This window comes from Aurantibacter sp. (assembly GCF_039941195.1).
Lineage (GTDB): Bacteria > Bacteroidota > Bacteroidia > Flavobacteriales > Flavobacteriaceae > Aurantibacter_A.
The window spans coordinates 19,818-38,896 of record NZ_JBDVFA010000066.1 but is presented as its reverse complement, the minus strand read 5'-3'; the positions used below and the strand labels follow the sequence as shown (position 1 = coordinate 38,896).

The window sequence follows — 19,079 nt, the reverse complement described above, 5'->3', positions numbered from 1 at the left end:
ATTAAATCAAAAAGCCGACTATAATTAATTAGTCGGCTTTTTTTATTCAATTAAATTAATAATTTGAATTAGTCAAAGGTATACCCATTATCTGCAGCTACTTTATCAGCTATTTGTGTGCGCAAAGCTACTACGTTAGGGTTATTTGTATATTTTGTAAAACGTTTTAATCCCATTAACATCATACGTTGCTCGTCACCTTCAGCAAAAGAAATAATTGCTTCTTTACCTTTTTGAATAACGGTTTCCGTCGCATTATATAAGTATAATTTTGACATTGCAATTTGTGTTGTTTGTGCTTCTTCGCCAAAACGTTTTGCGTTTTTCTCCGTACGCAATAATGTGCTTTCAGCCATATATACTTCGATGAGAATATCTGAAGCTGCCAACATTAATTGTTGGTGATTTTCTAAATCTGGACCATATTTTTGAACGGCACTACCAGCTACCATTAAAAATACTTTTTTCAATCGTGCTAATAAATCTTTCTCTTCAGCAAATAATTCAGAAAAGTCAGGAGTATCAAAAGATGGTATACCCATCAATTCTTCGCCAACTGCTGTTGCTGGACCTAGTAAATCAACATGGCCTTTCATAGCTTTTTTAACTAACATACCAACCGAAAGCATTCTATTGATTTCATTTGTTCCCTCGTAGATTCTTGCTATTCTAGCGTCTCTCCAAGCTTTTTCCATTGGAGTATCGGCACTAAAGCCCATTCCACCAAAAATTTGAACACCTTCGTCAGTTGTATTTTGAACATCTTCAGAAACTGCGACCTTCAAAATAGAACATTCAATGGCATATTCTTCAACACCTTTTAGTTCTGCTTCCTGGTGAGAATTACCTGCAGCTTCCCGTAAAGCAATACGATCTTCTATGTTTTTGGCAGCTCTATAACTTGCAGAATCACCAGCATAGGCGTTCGTTGTCATTGTTGCAATTTTAGCTTTAATAGCGCCAAAATTCATGATTGGAGTTTTAAATTGGATACGTTCATTCGCATAATTTACAGCTTCGTTAATTACACGTCTTTGCGCTTCTAAACATGCTGCTGCTAATTTAATTCGACCAATGTTTAAAGCATTCATCGCTATTTTAAAACCATTACCACGATCCGATAGCATATTTTCCACTGGTACTTTTGTGTCACTAAAAAATACTTGACGGGTAGAGGAGGAGTGAATTCCTAATTTTTTTTCTTCATCACCTAAAGTGATGCCATTTTCAGGATCATTTTCAACAATAAAACCGGTAATATTTTTATCATCCTCTATACGTGCAAAAACAATGAACATGCTGCAAAAGCCTGCATTTGAAATCCACATTTTCTGACCAGAAATACTGTAATGTTTTCCATCTCCAGATAATACAGCTTTTGTTTTACCTGAATTTGCATCAGAGCCGGCACCAGGTTCCGTTAAGCAATAAGCTCCGAACCATTCACCTGAGGCTAATTTTGGTACATATTTTTGTTTCTGTTCTTCAGTGCCATAGAGGGTAATTGGCATAGTTCCAATACCTGTATGCGCTCCAAATGCAGTGCTAAAAGAGCCTGTAGCTCCAGAAATATAATCACAGACGAGCATGGTAGAAACAAAACCCATTCCCATACCACCATATGATTCTGGTACAGCAACACTTAATAGTCCTAGTTCTCCTGCTTTACGCATACACTCTTCAGTATATGCATAATCTTTTTTCTCAAAACGTTCCCAATGTGCCCAAAGTTCGCGATCAACAAATTCTTTAGTGCTATCACGCATCATTTTTTGTTCTTCGGATAAGTCCTCCAAAGTAAATACGTCTTCGCATTTAGTTTCTTTAACTAAGAATTGACCTCCTCTTAATATTTCTTTCTCTTCTGTTGCCATAATCTAAGCCCCTCTAACTCCCCAAAAGGGAGAACTGTTACGGGGTAATTTTAGTTATATAATTATTTTTTATTCGTTTATAGTTCCCTGTTAAAGGATTATGAGGCTACTAGTTTAGGAATTCAAAAATACCTGCTGCCCCTTGTCCGGTGCCCACGCACATGGTTACCATACCATACTTACTTTGCATATCTCTTTTGCGCATTTCATCAAATAGTTGAACTGATAATTTGGCGCCAGTACATCCTAAAGGATGACCCAAAGCGATGGCACCACCATTTACATTCACGATATCTTGATTTAAATTTAATTCGCGCATAACGGCTAGTGATTGTGAAGCAAAAGCTTCATTCAATTCAATGAGCTCAATATCATTCTGTTTTAACCCAGCTTGTTTCAATGCCTTCGGTATAGCAGCAACAGGACCAATACCCATAATTCTTGGGGGAACACCTGCGGCAGCATAATTTACTAACCGAGCTATGGGTTCAAGATTTAATTCTTTTACCAATTCCTCACTCATGATTAAAACAAATGCAGCTCCATCACTCATCTGAGAGGAGTTACCAGCGGTTACACTACCACCAGCGGCAAACACCGGCCTTAATTTATTTAATACTTCAACTGAAGTACCTTTTCTTGGCCCTTCATCTTTGGTTACAGTATATTTTTTATGTGCTTTTTTTCCATTGGAATCCAAATAGGTTTCTTCCACTTCAATTGGAGCTATTTGACTCTGAAAACGGTCTTCTGCTTGAGCTTTTAAAGCTTTCATGTGTGAGTTGTAAGCAAAATTATCTTGGTCTTCTCGAGATACTTTGTACTCATTTGCTACGGCTTCTGCCGTATTACCCATTCCCCAATAGTAATCTTCATGCCCAGATTTTGCTAAATCATAATTGAGCTCTGGTTTATTACCAGTCATGGGTACAGAACTCATACTTTCTGCACCACCAGCAATAATGCAATCTGCCATTCCAGCTTGAATTTTTGCAGCAGCAACACCAATAGTTTCCAAACCTGAAGCACAGAAACGATTTACTGTTACGCCGGGTACATCAACAATATCCAATCCCATTAATGAAATTAATCTAGCCATGTTCAAGCCTTGAGATCCCTCTGGCATTGCATTTCCAACTATTACATCATCAATACGTTTTTTGTCAAATTCTGGCAATTCCTTCATCATGTATTCAATGGTTTCGGCAGCCAATTCATCAGTTCGCTTAAAACGGAAAACACCTTTGGGAGCTTTTCCAACAGCAGTTCTGTATCCTTTTACTATATATGCAGTTTTCATGTTTCTTAATTTCTTAATGGTTTACCTGTTTTAAGCATGTGTTGAATGCGTTCTAGGGTTTTCTTCTCGGTACAAAGTGATAAGAAGGCCTCTCTTTCAATATCTAAAAGGTATTGCTCAGATACGCGAGTAGGTTCTGATAAATCGCCACCGGCCATAACATACGCTAGTTTATTCGCAATTTTTTTATCGTGCTCACTTATATAGTGACTTGCTTCCATTGAATCGGTTCCTACTACAAACATTCCTAAAGCCTGCTTTCCTAAAACCTTAATATCTTTTCGTTTTGGTGGTTTTGTATAACCCGCTTCTGCCATTAGTTTAGCATGTGCTTTTGCTGTGGCTATTTGTCTGTCTTTATTTACAACAACAACATCCTTTCCTTTTTGAAGCAAACCTAAATCAAATGCTTCGTAAGCTGAAGTAGATACTTTAGCCATTCCAATGGTCAAGAAATATTCTTGTAAAACGTTCAATTCAACATCACCTTTCAAAAAGGTATCTTGAGCACGAAGCGCCATCTCTTTAGAACCGCCTCCGCCAGGTATTACTCCAACACCAAATTCTACAAGACCCATGTAAGTTTCTGCGGCGGCGACTACCTTATCAGCATGTAACGAAAGTTCACAACCACCACCTAATGCCATTCCATGAGGAGCTGAAATTGTTGGGATTGAAGAATATCGCATGCGCATCATTGTGTCTTGAAACATTTTAATTGCCATGTTCAACTCATCGTACTCCTGCTCAACAGCCATCATAAAAATCATTCCTATGTTGGCTCCAACAGAAAAATTAGCAGCTTGATTTCCAACTACTAGTCCTTGGAAATCCTTTTCGGCAAGGTCAATTCCTTTATTGAGTCCTGCTAACACATCACCACCAATAGTATTCATTTTAGACTGAAATTCAACATTCAATATGCCATCGCCAATATCCTCAATTACTACACCACTATTTTTAAATACTTCGTTTGATTTGCGAATATTATCCAAAATGATAAATGCATCCTGACCTGGAATTTTCTCAACTGATTTTTTAGGAATATCATAAAAATAAGTAGCACCATCTTTTATAGCATAAAAAGATTTTTGACCAGAAGACAACATTTCGGCAACCCAAGGAGCTGCATTAACATTTTCCGATTTCATTATTTCTAAGCCTTTTTCCACTCCAATAGCATCCCAAATTTGAAAAGGACCATGTTCCCAGCCAAAACCAGCTTTCATGGCATCGTCAATTTTATAAATATCATCTGATATTTCAGGAATACGATGTGAAACATAGGCAAACAGGGCGGCGAAACTTTTTCTGTAGAATTCGCCCGCTTTATCTTTTCCATCAACAAGAACAGCAAAACGGTCAACAACTTTGTCAATAGTTTTGGTTAATTCTAATGTTGCAAATTTCGCACTCTTTTTAGAGCGATAATCCATTGTATTTAGATCTAAGGTCAAAATCTCAGTTTTGCCTTTTGCATCTTTTGATTTTTTGTAAAAGCCTTGGCCAGTTTTGCTTCCTAACCATTTGTTCTCCATCATAGTATTTATGAAGTCGGGCAATTTAAATAATTCATGACGCTCATCATCCTTGCAATTTTCATAAATACCATTTGCAACGTGAACCAAAGTATCTAAGCCTACAACATCAACTGTTCTAAAGGTTGCCGATTTTGGACGACCAATAACAGGGCCAGTTAATTTATCGACTTCTTCTACTGTCATATCCATTTCTTTCACCATATGAAAAAGACTCTGAATACTGAAAATACCGATTCTATTACCAATAAAAGCCGGAGTATCCTTTGCTACTACCGATGTTTTACCTAAGAATTGCTCACCATATCCATTCAAAAAATCAAGTACTTCTGGGTCTGTTTTTGGACCAGGGATAATCTCGAATAATTTTAAATAGCGTGCTGGATTAAAAAAGTGAGTGCCACAGAAATGCTTTTGAAAATCATCACTTCGCCCTTCACTCATAAATTTAATAGGAATGCCAGAGGTGTTTGAGGTAATTAATGTGCCTGGTGTTCTATGTTTTTCAATATTCTCGAAAACCATTTTCTTAATGTCTAGGCGTTCAACTACAACCTCTATAATCCAATCAACTTTTGAGATTTTTGCAATATCATCTTCCAAATTACCAGTGGCAATTCTCGATGCGAATTTTTGTGAATAAATAGGAGAGGGCTTAGATTTTAATGCTGCAGAAAGCGAATCATTTACTAATCTATTTCTTACTACTTTGTCATTTAAAGATAAGCCTTTGGCTTTTTCTTTTGCATTCAACTCTCTGGGTACAATATCTAATAGAAGCACTTCAACCCCTATATTGGCAAAATGGCAAGCAATTCCACTTCCCATAATTCCGGATCCTATTACTGCGACCTTATTAATGTGTTTACGCATTGCTGTACTTTGTTATTTGTTTGTAGTATTATCTGAAAATATATTCTTCTCTAAAATAAGTTTGTTAATAGTCTGTGTAACCTCAAAAAAGGCCTTTATCTTTTCTTCCGATACATTTTGTAAAACCATTTCATTAAAACATAAAACTGCGTTCTTCGACAGGTTTCTTTTTTCTAAACCCGTATCAGTAAGATGTATTAATACACCTCTACCATCTTTTGGATTAGGCTTGCGCTTAATAAACCCTTTTCCTTCAAGACTCTTCAATATCCTTGTTAGACTTGTAGCTTCCATTCCCATTTTAGGTCCCAAGGCGGTTGAGGGAGTACCTGTCTTTGGATCTATGCTTAAAAGTGTAAAACCCATTGCCATAGTACTTTCATAGTTCTTAGCTTCTTCGTTATACATTTTAGCTACCAATAACCAAGTTTCGCGAAGGGCATAATCTATAGTAATATCTCGCATAATTGGTTTTATAAGTATAACCAAATATACAAAAATTTATTATGCATGCATAATAAATTTTTGAGAAATACTAAAAGATAACTTTATATTAAGATAGTTGACGACCTATATTTTAGTTAAGATCGACCATACATATCATTATAAAGATTCATGTACATTTCTTTAATGACAGATCTTTTCATTTTCATAGTAGGAGTGAGGTGTCCGGCTTCAGGAGTCCATGCATCCTTGGTTAGTCTAAAGACCTTAATACGTTCCCATTTACCAAAACCAGCATTGCATTTATCCACCTTTTTTTGAATTAGATCTATTACATCTTGCGAAGTTGCTATTTCATCGGCAGAGGCGTTAGTTATATTTTTCTGTTTAGCTAACCACTCCCTTACAAATTCAAAATTAGGTTGTATAATAGCTGCTGGCATTTTTTCTCCTTCGCCAACGACCATAACTTGTTCAATAAATCGTGATTGTTTTAATTCGTTCTCGAGTAACGTAGGTATTACATATTTACCTCCAGAGGTTTTAAACATTTCCTTTTTACGTCCAGTAATTTTTAAGAAGCCTTCACGGTCTACTTCACCTTTATCGCCAGTGTGAAAGTAATCACCAGTCATAACAGCATTTGTTCGCTCCTCATCTTTATAATAACCCATCATTACATTAGGGCCTTTAATTAAGATTTCACCATCATCTGCAATTTTAATTTCAACATCATCAATCGCCTTACCAACCGATCCAACTTTGTACATTTTATTGGCATACATACCTACGGAAACAACGGGTGAAGTTTCAGTAAGACCATAACCTTCCATCACTTGCATGCCCGCAGCACCAAAAATTCTTCCTAATCGTGGTTGAAGGGCTGCACTACCAGAAACCATTGTATGTAATTCACCTCCTAAAGCTTCACGCCATTTGCTAAATATTAATTTGTTTGCTATAGAAAGCTTAAGGCCATATAGAGGTCCGTTATTTCCATAAGGCTCCCACTGTTCAGCTATACCAACTGCCCAATAAAATAATTTTTTCTTTATTCCAGTGAGTTCAGCACCCTTTGCCATTATTTTGTCAAAAACCTTTTCTAAAAGTCTTGGAACAACAGACATTAAATTTGGTTTTATCTCTTTGGCATTATCACCAATTTTATCTAGTCCTTCAGCAAAATATACTGTTGCCCCTGCATTCTGATAAACATAAATAAGGAGCCGTTCGAAAATATGACAAATAGGTAAAAAACTTAATATTCTTACACCCTTGCCTTCAACAGGTAATCTTTTTGTTCCGCTTATGGCATTACTGGTAATGTTATCATGAGAAAGCATTACTCCTTTTGGTTTGCCCGTTGTACCCGAAGTATAAATAATGGTTGCTAGATCGGAAGGTAAAACGGCATCCATTCTTTTTTGAACTTCAGGTTGATTACTATCATCCTCACCAAGTTCAAATAACTCAGAATAATGCTTACAACCTTCTATTTTATCAAAACTATAGACTTCCTTTAGTTGGGTTGTTTTTAATACTTTTTTTACTTTTTCAAAAACTTCCGAATCTGAAACAAAACAGTAGATGGATTCACTGTGATTAAGCACATATTCATATTCTTCAGCTGAAATGGTCGGATAAATAGGTATGTTTTGAGCTCCCAATTGGAGAATACCTATGTCCATAATATTCCACTCCGTTCTGTTGGTAGAAGATATTACGGCTATTTTATCATCTTTTTGAATACCTAACCTAAGCAATGCACGGCTAATTTTATTCGCAGAATCTACATATTCTTTAGTTGATGTGGCAATCCACTCCCCATCATATTTGGTGACTAGAGATTTTTCTAAATTATACTTTTCGAGTTGGTAATACGGAAAATCAAAAAGTCGAGTTACGTTTTGCATACTAAGTTTAAAAAAAGTTACTGCAAATTAGTTAAAGCAAGTGGTATTTTAAAATTGAATTAACAAAATTAAGAAAGGTTTATTGTCATATCTATATTATATAGAATTTAACATAGCAGATGAGTTAATAATAGCTGTTGGATATAATAATTTGAAAATGATTTAGTTATATATACACTTATGAAGAATATGTAAGAAAAATCTTATCAAATTATTGATTTTAGTACTCTAATTATTAAAATACGACTCAAATGCGTTTAATTTCCCAATTCACTATTCTTATATTTTTGTGTAATACTTTTGGAGTTTTTAGCCAATCGGAACCTTTTGATTGTGATTTTAACGCCTATTTATTCCAGTATAATGATATTTATGCTCTTGATTTGGCATCAGGAAGTTCGTATTTAGTTTCGGAAAATATTACTCCAGGCAATATTAACGGGGTAGGTTATAATTCTACTGATGGTTATTTATGGGGGTATTTATCTTCTCCCCAAAGGTCTATCGTGCGAATAGGGAAAAACTTTGAAGTAGATCAGTATACTATACCTGAATTACCAACTGGAAATAAGTATGTTGGTGATATCTCACTTGATGGTATTTATTATTTTAAAGCGGGTGGAGCATCTTATTATAAGATAGACCTTAATCCGGATTCGGATACTTATTTAGAATATTTAGGAGCTTTTACTTTAAGCAAAAGTCTTTCAATTGCCGATTGGGCTTTCAATGCTGCAGATGGTATGTTATATACTGTAGAAAGAAATAGTAATCTTTTATATAGAATAGCTCCAGATACCGGAGTTGTTACTACCTTAGGTGTAGTGCCAATTGTAGATGGCTTAAATTACACTTTTGGGGCAGTCTATTTTGATGTAGATGGTAATTTCTATATATCAGCAAATCAGACAGGTTCTGTATATAAAATAGACAAGGTTCAGGATATTACTTTGGGTGTTATACAATCTAATATTTTTGCATTTGGCCCTGCGGCCTCTAGTAATGATGGCGCTCGTTGTCCAACAGCTCCTGTACCTCAAGAAGATTGTATTAATGGCATTGATGATGATGGAGATGGACTTGTAGATTGTGATGACCCATCGTGTTCTGGAGTTGCAACTTGTCCAAAAATTACCCTTACCTCTGGTGCGAATAGTGGAGGATTAGAAAGTAATGATAGACTATCATCTTTAATTAGTAAACGGAATTATAAACGGGCAAAAACCAATTTTGTTTTTGATAAGAAAGCCGCTAAGGTTGTTAAAAAAAGCACTTTATATGCAAAAAGCGGAAAGTTCTCATCGGATAGTATTCCTTTAAATACTTTAGTTCCTTTAGAAGTAATTGGAGAGACAAGTACTATTGAATCTTCTCCGGCAGACCTTTTAGATTTAACAAACGCTTCTGATATCTATTCTGTTGATTACCTTAAAGATTCAGAGAATATTGGCGCGTTAATGGTTATTAAAACAGATAATAAAGTTTATGAGCACAGTAAATTTATTTGTGATAGATTTTTAGGGGCACAGCTATTATCGGTATCAACAATACAATTGCGTGAAAAGGATTTTATTAAATCAATAATAAAACAGCCCGACGGAAATACTGAATTTGCGTTGACCTTTTCAGCAAGATTAAACAACAAAAACGAGTTTGTAATTGAATCGCATTGGAATATTGATTATTACCAAGATGATACTTCGTATTATAACTTTCAGATATGGTCCAATACTGTAGATGACCTATTATTGTTAGCCGATGAAATTTTAAACCTCTTGGAAGTGCATTCAACCATAAATGAATACATAGGTTCTACACCTCCTCCTGTTTTTGTAAAATCGGCGAAATATGCAAAAGGAGAAGTGCAATTGAATTTGGTAAACAATAATAGATCTGAGCAAATTAATCTAGAAGGCGGTATGAAGCGGACTGAAACTATGGAAACAGAAAGTGTAGCTTTTGCCTCTCCGATAGATGGTTATTTAGATTCTGTAGCATTAAAAACAGGTAGTATTTTCGATTTTGGATTTAGAATTAGCAACTTAAATGGCGGAACTCCAGATGATTTATTTGTTGCTGATGCTCCATGGGGATTGGACGATTCTGCCAATGGTACAACCGTAGATACTTATGAGGTTCTGCAAAATGATATTCCATATACAGGCGATGGATATAGAATAGAAAGAAATATTAATTTTTCAGGTTCTACTAGTGATTATATAGGGGTATACAGAGCTTTTAGCCCAAGATTTCTTGCGGTAGATTTGTCACAATTTGAAAACTTGTCTTTTGAGGCTGAAGGAACAGGAACTTTAGAGATAAAGTTGCAAAAAGGAGATGGAGAAGAGTTTACAACAGAAGTTCAGCTAGGGGAAGATAAGGAAACCTATAGCATAGCAAATAAGGAGTTTAAAAATGGTGCTGGAATTGAAGCAGACTTTACGAGCTTAAAAGTCCTAACTTTTATTTTAAAATCTAACAATGGAAACGTAGAAGAGAAATCTTTAAATCTTACTAATGTAGATTTTAATAGTACAGAAACAAGTTATGACTATGTGCTTACTGATACTAAAAAATCTGTCTTAATGCCGAATCCTATAGAAACGGAGGCTACATTATACTTTTATGAAGAAAGCGCTGCCGAATATTCTTTAGAAATATATACGTTAGCTGGTCATTTATTATCCTCATATAGCTTAACGGGGGATACGCAAAAAGGGCAAAATGAGATTGTAGTTTATAAAAATAATCTTCCTTCTGGAATTTATCTTTACAAAATCTCCAGTACAAACGATAAGACATGGAGCGGTAAAATGCTTATAAAATAGTCTATTAAATTAGTTGATTTTCGTAAATGGGCTTTAATCTCTTAAATGAATTAAAGCTCATTTTTTATAGGATTAACTACGGTTATTAAGTTGTTATTCATAAGGGGTTTAATAATCTTTCGGCTTTTATTTATTAACATGTAATAGGCTTAAAAATAGTGTTATGGCTATAATTTATACAGAAATTTTTCGTTTGAGAATTAAATGAATAATATAGAATTCCGTATCACTTATTTATATAGCCATGAAAAAGAATCCTTTCTACATAATTATTCTTGTATTCTGTGTAGCATGTTCCTCTGATGATACGCCTAAATCTATTGAAGAGGAGACGGAGGAAATAGAAGAAGTTGAAGAAACAGAAGAAGGAAATCAAGAGCAAGAAGCATCTCTTGAGCAACCTACATCTACTATTGATTATAATTCGCTAAGCAATTGGGCTTTTCACCCAGAGCAGAATATAAACCTTTTACAGTTATATAATTTAGATATTGGTATTGTAAATAAGGATTTAGAATTAGATGGTTCAATAGAAATAACCAATAACGCAAAAACGGATACAGGTGTTGATGTGTTTTTTGTACATCCAACAATTTTAGATAATGCTCCGGAAAGTGCTGAGGTAGTAGCCTTAGCAGATCAGCCTACAGAAAGAATTAATTTTACAATTATTGCTCAGGGAGGTCTTTTAGCGAAATACGGTAGAGTTTTTGCACCTAAATATAGACAAAGTACTGGTAACACTTACCTTGATGAAAATGTTGGTAAAGTATTACAAGCATCTGTTATCATGCAATCTTACAGTGATATAAAAGCTGCTTTTCTTAATTACTTAGAAAATTATAATGACGGCAATAAAATAATATTAGCTGGGCATTCACAAGGTTCTTATTTATTGTCGATGTTAGTTCGTGACCTTTTTGATCAAGATGTTGATTTACGTAGTAAATTAATAACAGCTGCATTAGCGGGAATGGGACATATTTATGCAAAAGAAGGAGAATACGTTGGTGGGCAATTTGAGAACATTTCGCTATGTCAACAAATTGAAGAATGTGGTTGTGTTCATGGTTGGAGAAGTTATGAAGAAGGACAAACTTATAACGACACCAGAACTACGCTTCCAATGTTTAATGAAGAACTAGTTAAATATGACGTTATTAATCGTGCTGTTAATTTAGCTAGTGATTGGTATATAATGGATGGAGATTACTTAACTGAAAACCAACAATATGTAAGATACATAGCACTTTCTAGCAATGTAAATGAAGATCATGGCTTTAACTTTGTAGCACATGATAATTTGTATTTATCTCGTATGCGCCGAGATTCCAATACAGAAATTGGATTAAATATTACCTATAGCCCAGAATCCACAGATCCAAGAATAAATGACTTAGCAATTGAAGAGCAAAGTCTACTTTTTGATTTTTGGGGATATCATACTAAAGATTATGCCACTTATTTGTGGCCCTTACTGGAGCAAATTGATGCCAAATTAGCAAGTTGTAACTAAGGATTGATTATTTATTAATTTTCTCAATCCAATTTCTAGCATTTACAAAAGCTTCCAACCACGGTGATACTTCATCATTTCTATCGCTAGGGTAGTGCGCCCAATTCCAAGGAAAAGTTGAACGTTCAATATGTGGCATCGTTACTAAATGTCTGCCTGTGGCATCACAAAGCATAGCAGTATTAAAATTACTACCATTCGGATTTGCTGGATAACCTTCATAACCATATTTGGCTACAATATCATATTTATCTTCGGTTAGTGGAAGTTCAAACTTGCCCTCACCATGCGATATCCAAACGCCCAACGTTGTCCCTTCAAGTGAAGAAAGCATAACTGAATTGTTCTTTTGAATTTGTACGGATGTAAAATTACTTTCATGTTTATAGGAATCATTGTAAGTCAATTTTCCATGAGTATCATGATCCGGATTAATTAAGTCCAATTCCATAAATAATTGACAACCATTACAAATGCCTATTGAAAGTGTATCAGGCCGTGCAAAGAAATTTTTAATTATGGTATTCGCTTTTTCATTGTATTTAATAGCGCCAGCCCATCCTTTTGCACTGCCTAAAACATCGGAATTTGAAAAGCCACCCACGGCTCCTAAAAACTGAATGTCTTCTAAATTTTCACGACCAGATATTAAATCCGTCATGTGTACATCTTTAACATCAAAACCAGCTAAATACATAGCGTTTGCCATTTCACGTTCAGAGTTGCTTCCTTTTTCCCTTAGGATTGCAGCTTTAGGTCTTTGCTGTTTATTTGGTAATAATTTTCCTGTAAATTCTTTAGGGAAAATATAGTTTAATGGTTGTTCTTTATAATTATTAAATCGATCCGTAGCTAGATTATTTGCCGTTTGCTTTGCATCTAATAAATACGATGTTTTGAACCAGGTATCTCGTAATGATGTCACATTAAGTCCCATTTCCATACCACCATTTTTAATGGTCAACTGTGACTCCGAAACAACATGTCCGATTTTTTTGAAATCAATATTTGCAGCTGTTAATTCTGATTCAATGGAAGCATCTTTTGCTTGAAACACGATTCCTGAATTTTCAGAAAATAATAATTTAATGGTGTCAGACTCGCATAAATCAGAAAGATTTAATTCAGCTCCTAATGCTACATCAGCAAAACATAATTCTAATAATGTGGTAATTAATCCACCCGATGCAACATCATGACCTGCAATTATCTCACCTTTTTTAATAAGATTTTGAATTGTATTGAAGGTAGTTTTAAAATAGGCGTCATCTTTAATAGTAGGCGTATCTGAACCAATAACATTTAATATTTGTCCAAATGAAGATCCACCTAATTTATAATTGTCTTTCGAAAGATTAATGTAATAAATTGCACCTCCATCTTTTTGTAATACTGGTTCAATAACATTGTTGATATTATCACAATGACCTGCAGCAGAAATTACAACGGTGCCCGGTGCTATAACGTCACCATCTTTGTATTTCTGTTTCATGGAAAGTGAATCCTTTCCGGTTGGCACATTTATACCTAATGCGATTGAAAATTCAGATACAGCCGTTACGGCTTTATAAAGTCTAGCATCTTCTCCTTCATTTTTACAAGGCCACATCCAATTTGCAGACAATGATACCGATTTTAAACCTTCATTCAAAGGAGCCCAAATAATATTGGTTAATGCTTCAGCAATACTATTTTTACTTCCCGCAGCTGGATCTATAAGTGCAGAAATAGGGGAGTGACCAATACTTGTAGCTATCCCTTCTTTTCCTTTAAAATCCAAGGCCATTACACCAACATTGTTTAAAGGTAATTGTAAGGGACCTGCACATTGCTGTTTGGCAACACGACCACCAACACAGCGATCTACTTTGTTGGTGAGCCAATCTTTACACCCTACAGCTTCCAACTGTAATACTTGATCTAAATAATCATGAAAAAATTCTAGGGAATATGCTGCATTATCGTATGTTCTTAATACCGTTGTATCGGTCAAGATTGTCTTGGGTGAACTTCCGAAGATATCACTTAAGTGCACGTCCATTGGTTTTTCACCAGTTGTTTTCGATTCAAAAGTAAAACGGTCATCATTGGTAACATCACCAACTTCATACATTGGTGAGCGTTCTCTTTCCGCAATACGTTTTAACAAATCAATATCGCTCTCACCAATTACAAGCCCCATACGTTCTTGTGATTCGTTGCCAATAATTTCTTTTGCTGATAGGGTAGGGTCGCCAATTGGTAATTTGTCTAAATCAATGTTACCGCCAGTATCTTCAACTAACTCAGATAGACAGTTGAGATGCCCGCCAGCTCCATGATCATGAATAGATACAATCGAATTTACATCGTTCTCTACCATACCACGAATAGCGTTGGCTGCTCTCTTTTGCATTTCGGGATTAGAACGTTGTATTGCGTTTAATTCTATTGATGAACTAAATTCACCAGTATCAGCACTTGAAACCGCAGCACCACCCATTCCAATTCGGTAATTATCCCCACCTAAAATAACTATTTTATCACCATTATTAGGCGTGTCTTTTAAGGCTTGTTCAGATTTTCCATAACCGATTCCTCCAGCTTGCATTATAACTTTGTCAAAACCTAATCTTCTTCCTGCTTGGTTGTCCGTACTTGTATTTTCTTGATGCTCAAATGTGAGTACAGATCCTGAAATCAAAGGTTGTCCAAATTTATTACCGAAATCAGAGGCTCCATTAGAAGCTTTGATTAAGATGTCCATTGGAGTTTGATACAACCATGGTCTTTCTGGCATTGCTTTTTCCCATTGTCTATTTTCTTCAAGACGAGAATATGCTGTCATATAAACTGCAGTACCTGCCAATGGTAAAGAACCTTTTCCGCCTGCTAAACGATCCCGGATTTCTCCACCAGAACCGGTAGCCGCACCATTAAATGGTTCTACAGTTGTAGGGAAGTTGTGTGTTTCGGCTTTCAAAGAGATTACTGATTCAAATTCCTTTTCTTCATAATAATCAGGTTTGTCAGCTGTTTTTGGAGCAAATTGTAAAACCCTAGGGCCTTTTACAAAAGCGACATTATCTTTATAGGCAGATACAATATTATTAGGATGTTCTTGGGATGTTTTTTTTATTAATTTGAATAAGGAGCTTGGCATTTCTTTACCGTCTATGATAAAGGTGCCATTAAATATTTTATGACGGCAATGTTCAGAATTGACCTGACTAAAACCGAATACCTCAGAATCTGTTAATGGGCGATCAATTTTTTTTGAGAGATCTTCTAAATATGAAACTTCTTCGTCGCTTAGTGCTAGTCCTTCTTGCTGGTTGTATGCAGCAATGTCCTTTATATTTTTAACAGCATCTGGAACTACATCTATTTTAAAAATATCTTGATGTAAACTTTCGAATTTTTGCGAAAGCATTGGGTCAAAATCTTTAAAATCTGACTTTACGCTATTAAATTCTTCAATTCTTATAATCCCTGAAATACCCATATTCTGAGTTATTTCTGTTGCATTGGTACTCCATGGTGTAATCATTGCAGCTCTAGGGCCAACAAAAAAGGCGTCAATTGACGCCGCGTATATTTTAGGTTGGTTGCTAAACAACCAATTTAATTTGTCTGTATTTTCTTGTGAAAGTTCTTGCGTAGTTTCAACGGCAAAAACTTTGGTACTTGCATCCCCGAAAAAGTGAATCATGAACAGCGTGAATTGTTAGATTTAAGAAAGCACAAATTTAAGATATTAGTCGATATCTAATAGGTATTTTTAAAACACTTGTAAACAGCAATTGTTAATGATGCTCTTTTTAGGTGTTAAAAATAATTTTAAAGCAATTAAATTGATTATTAGGGAATTATGATTGGTATGTTTTTATGACTAATATTTAATTTAATAAAACAGTATGATTATTGAATAAAGTATGTTAATTTGCTTCTCCCTAAAATAAAAGATATGGCAATTACTAAAAATAACTCAAAAAGAGTATCATTAAATTCTGATGCTTGTAGTATAACCTATTGTATGCAATATATTGGCGGAAAATGGAAGCCAATTTTATTGGATCGTATTTCAAAAGGATTAAACCGTTTCGGTATACTTATTAAGAATGTTGAAGGCATTAACCGTCAAATGTTAAGTAAGCAGTTGAAGGAGTTGGAGCGCGATGAATTGTTAGTTCGTAAAGTATATTCTGAAATTCCACCAAGAGTTGAATATGAACTCACAGCAAAAGGACAATCTTTGTTGCCACTTGTGCAAGCAATGAATAGATGGGGGTACAAGCAGCAAAATGGAGGCCTTGAAATGGAAGAGCCAATACTAGAAGAACCTGTAGCAACTGAGCCAGTTAAGAAGCCAGCTGTTAAGGCAAAACCAAAGACTAAAGCTAAACCAAAAGCGAGTGCTCCTGCAGATTCTGCTCAGCAATCACTATTTGGATAAAAAAGTAAAAATTATTTATATGAGCAAAAGGCGAATAATCTATTTATTCGCCTTTTCTAATAAGGCCATATAAAACCCGTCAAAGCCATCTTTAGAGGCATATATCTTTTTCTCCTTCACTAAAGTAAAATCTTTGCCTTCTTCAGAAGCTAGGAAAGAAACAACTTGATCGTTATTCTCCTTTGGAAGTATAGAACAAGTAGCGTAAACCATTTTTCCACCCGGTTTAACAATTTTGCTATAGCTTCTAATTATATCGTGCTGGACCTTAACAATCTTATCCAAGAATTCTGGTTGCATTTTCCACTTGGTATCAGGGTTTCTTCTAATTACTCCCAAACCAGTACAAGGGGCATCTATTAATACACGATCTGCACTACCATATAATTTCTTAAAAACTTTAGTAGTATCAATTTCGCGAGGTTCTATATTATGTGCACCATTTCGTCGTGCTCTACGCTTTAATTCTTTTAATTTACTGCCATAAATATCCATAGCAATTAACTGCCCTTTGTTTTCCATTAAAGCAGCTAAATGCAACGATTTGCCCCCAGCACCAGCACAAGTGTCGACTATACGCTGTCCGGGTTTTACATCAAGATATTCAGCAACTAATTGTGAGGAAGCATCCTGAACCTCAAAATATCCTTTTTTAAAGGAATCAGTTACAAAAACATTAGCGCGTTCAAGTAAGCGAAGAGCAGCGGCATAACCTTTAATGGGTTCTGTGACAATTCCTTCATCTAAAAGCGTTTTCCTAAGTTTTTCCTTGGTTATCTTCAAAGTATTGGTACGAAGAATTACTTCTGCTTTCTGATTTAATGCGGCAATTTCTGCTGTCCACAATTTTTCTCCAAGCGCCTTTACACATACTTCGTCAATCCAATCTGGTACGGCTTCTCTATATTTACGAATTTGCGATAACTCATCAAACCTACCTTTAATACGACGCTCTGGCGTGGGTTCAATCTGTTTCCAGTCAGGTAATTTTATTCCTTTTAACACTGCCCAAACGGCCCACATTCTAAATAGATCTTGACGATTATAGGGTGCTTTAACTTCTGCTATTTCAGCATATAGTCTTTTGTAGCGTACCATTTCATAGGTGGTTTCGGCGATAAATCCACGATCTCGCGAACCCCAACGCTTATCTATTTTAAGTACTTTCTGAATGACTTTATCCGCATATTCTCCCTCATTAAATGTTAAATTCAAAGCGTCGATTACGGCAAAAACCAAATTTCTGTGCAGTTTCATTCTTGTAAATTAAGTTTGCAAAGGTATTGTATTCATGCCTATTCCTTTTATTTTTGATAAATTTTACTTTATGAAGCACTATTATCTTGTTTTAATTCTATTTTGTTTGGTTTCATGTACTGAAAATGTACAGAAAACTCCTTATTCTTCAGTCTCCGTGGAAAACTTATATGAAGATTCTTTAAGCATTCGGGCAATTGATTTAATGGGTAATAGCTTAGCATTTGCGGCGAATCAGGGTGTTTTTGGTACTATTGCTTTAGGTAGTGGAAAAGTGAGAACAAATATTCAAAAGTTTGATACTATTCTACCAGAGTATCGAGCGATTACTCACAACGCGACTGACTTTTTTATGCTTTCTGTAGCAAACCCTGCCTTACTTTATAAAACCGGTGAGGATGATGTAATGGATTTGGTTTACGATGAAAGTGATCCTAATGTTTTTTATGATGCTATGACCTTTTGGAATAATAGAGAGGGTATTGCAGTGGGTGATACTATGGACGGATGCTTATCAGTACTAGTAACGCGAGATGGTGGTCACCATTGGAGAAAATTATCTTGTGATGAATTACCTGATGGTATCACGGGAGAAGGTGCTTTTGCAGCAAGTAATACGAACATTGAAGTAAAAGGTGATAAAACATGGATTGGGACTACCAGTAGTCGTATTTATTTTTCTCCGGATAAAGGAAAAACATGGGAAATTCAAGAAACGCCTATTGTTAATGCCGAAGCTACTCAAGGAATTTATTCGATTGATTTTTATAACGATAAAATTGGTATTGCTATAGGTGGCGATTATACCAAACCAGAATCAAATCAACAGAATAAGGCATTGACAACTGATGGAGGAAAAACGTGGAATTTAATTGCTGATGGCCAAGAACCGAATTACAAAAGTTGTGTTCAATTTATTCCCAATTCCAATGGCAACGAAATAGTAGCATTAGGTTTTACAGGAATATCATATTCTAATGATAGGGGAGCGAACTGGCAAAAATTATCTGAAGAATCGTTTTATACTATTCGATTTCATAATGACACAGTGGCGTATGCAGCAGGTAAAAATCGAATTTCTAAATTGATTTTCAGATAATA

The 19,079-nt window shown here is 35.3% G+C and carries 11 protein-coding genes; 4 read left to right on the top strand and 7 right to left on the bottom strand.

Going from position 1 to position 19,079, the window contains the following annotated elements:
* Positions 1 to 68 precede the first annotated feature (68 nt).
* The 5 genes from ABJF52_RS11525 to ABJF52_RS11505 all read right to left on the bottom strand — a co-directional run bounded on the left by ABJF52_RS11525 (position 69) and on the right by ABJF52_RS11505 (position 7,942).
* On the bottom strand, positions 69 to 1,874 hold the full coding sequence (locus ABJF52_RS11525) for an acyl-CoA dehydrogenase family protein (RefSeq protein WP_348150174.1): 1,806 nt from the start codon (positions 1,872 to 1,874) through the stop codon (positions 69 to 71).
* A 109-nt stretch (positions 1,875 to 1,983) separates the two neighbouring features.
* Positions 1,984 to 3,174 carry an acetyl-CoA C-acyltransferase gene (locus tag ABJF52_RS11520; RefSeq protein ID WP_348150172.1) on the bottom strand — a complete coding sequence of 397 codons (1,191 nt, stop codon included), beginning with the start codon at positions 3,172 to 3,174 and terminating at the stop codon, positions 1,984 to 1,986.
* Positions 3,175 to 3,179: 5 nt separating this feature from the next.
* Entirely contained in the window at positions 3,180 to 5,585 is a 2,406-nt protein-coding gene (locus tag ABJF52_RS11515) for a 3-hydroxyacyl-CoA dehydrogenase NAD-binding domain-containing protein (RefSeq protein ID WP_348150170.1), read from the bottom strand.
* A 12-nt stretch (positions 5,586 to 5,597) separates the two neighbouring features.
* Positions 5,598 to 6,050: a MarR family transcriptional regulator gene (locus ABJF52_RS11510; protein ID WP_348150168.1), complete on the bottom strand. Its 453-nt coding sequence runs from the start codon at positions 6,048 to 6,050 to the stop codon at positions 5,598 to 5,600.
* Between the two features lie 116 nt (positions 6,051 to 6,166).
* Positions 6,167 to 7,942, bottom strand: a complete 1,776-nt coding sequence (locus ABJF52_RS11505; RefSeq protein WP_348150167.1) for a long-chain fatty acid--CoA ligase — start codon at positions 7,940 to 7,942, stop codon at positions 6,167 to 6,169.
* 251 nt (positions 7,943 to 8,193) lie between these two features.
* On the opposite strand from ABJF52_RS11505, the gene ABJF52_RS11500 reads away from it, so the two are divergent.
* Positions 8,194 to 10,770: a T9SS type A sorting domain-containing protein gene (locus ABJF52_RS11500; RefSeq protein ID WP_348150165.1), complete on the top strand. Its 2,577-nt coding sequence runs from the start codon at positions 8,194 to 8,196 to the stop codon at positions 10,768 to 10,770.
* A gap of 244 nt (positions 10,771 to 11,014) precedes the next feature.
* Positions 11,015 to 12,286, top strand: a complete 1,272-nt coding sequence (locus tag ABJF52_RS11495) for a DUF3089 domain-containing protein (protein WP_348150163.1) — start codon at positions 11,015 to 11,017, stop codon at positions 12,284 to 12,286.
* Positions 12,287 to 12,293: 7 nt separating this feature from the next.
* On the opposite strand, the gene purL is transcribed toward ABJF52_RS11495, so the two are convergent.
* The gene (gene purL, locus ABJF52_RS11490) at positions 12,294 to 15,977 is read right to left on the bottom strand and encodes a phosphoribosylformylglycinamidine synthase (protein ID WP_348150162.1); all 3,684 of its coding nucleotides are present in this window, start codon (positions 15,975 to 15,977) and stop codon (positions 12,294 to 12,296) included.
* A 255-nt stretch (positions 15,978 to 16,232) separates the two neighbouring features.
* Between purL and ABJF52_RS11485 the strand changes: the two genes are divergently transcribed.
* Positions 16,233 to 16,721, top strand: a complete 489-nt coding sequence (locus ABJF52_RS11485; protein ID WP_348150160.1) for a helix-turn-helix domain-containing protein — start codon at positions 16,233 to 16,235, stop codon at positions 16,719 to 16,721.
* A gap of 39 nt (positions 16,722 to 16,760) precedes the next feature.
* Here ABJF52_RS11485 and ABJF52_RS11480 read toward each other — a convergent pair whose 3' ends face one another.
* A complete protein-coding gene (locus tag ABJF52_RS11480; protein WP_348150158.1) occupies positions 16,761 to 17,978 on the bottom strand; it encodes a methyltransferase domain-containing protein in 1,218 nt (405 codons plus the stop codon).
* A 70-nt stretch (positions 17,979 to 18,048) separates the two neighbouring features.
* Here ABJF52_RS11480 and ABJF52_RS11475 point away from each other — a divergent pair, with 70 nt between their 5' ends.
* Complete coding sequence (locus ABJF52_RS11475; RefSeq protein WP_348150156.1) at positions 18,049 to 19,077, top strand: oxidoreductase; 1,029 nt, start codon at positions 18,049 to 18,051, stop codon at positions 19,075 to 19,077.
* Positions 19,078 to 19,079: the final 2 nt, after the last annotated feature.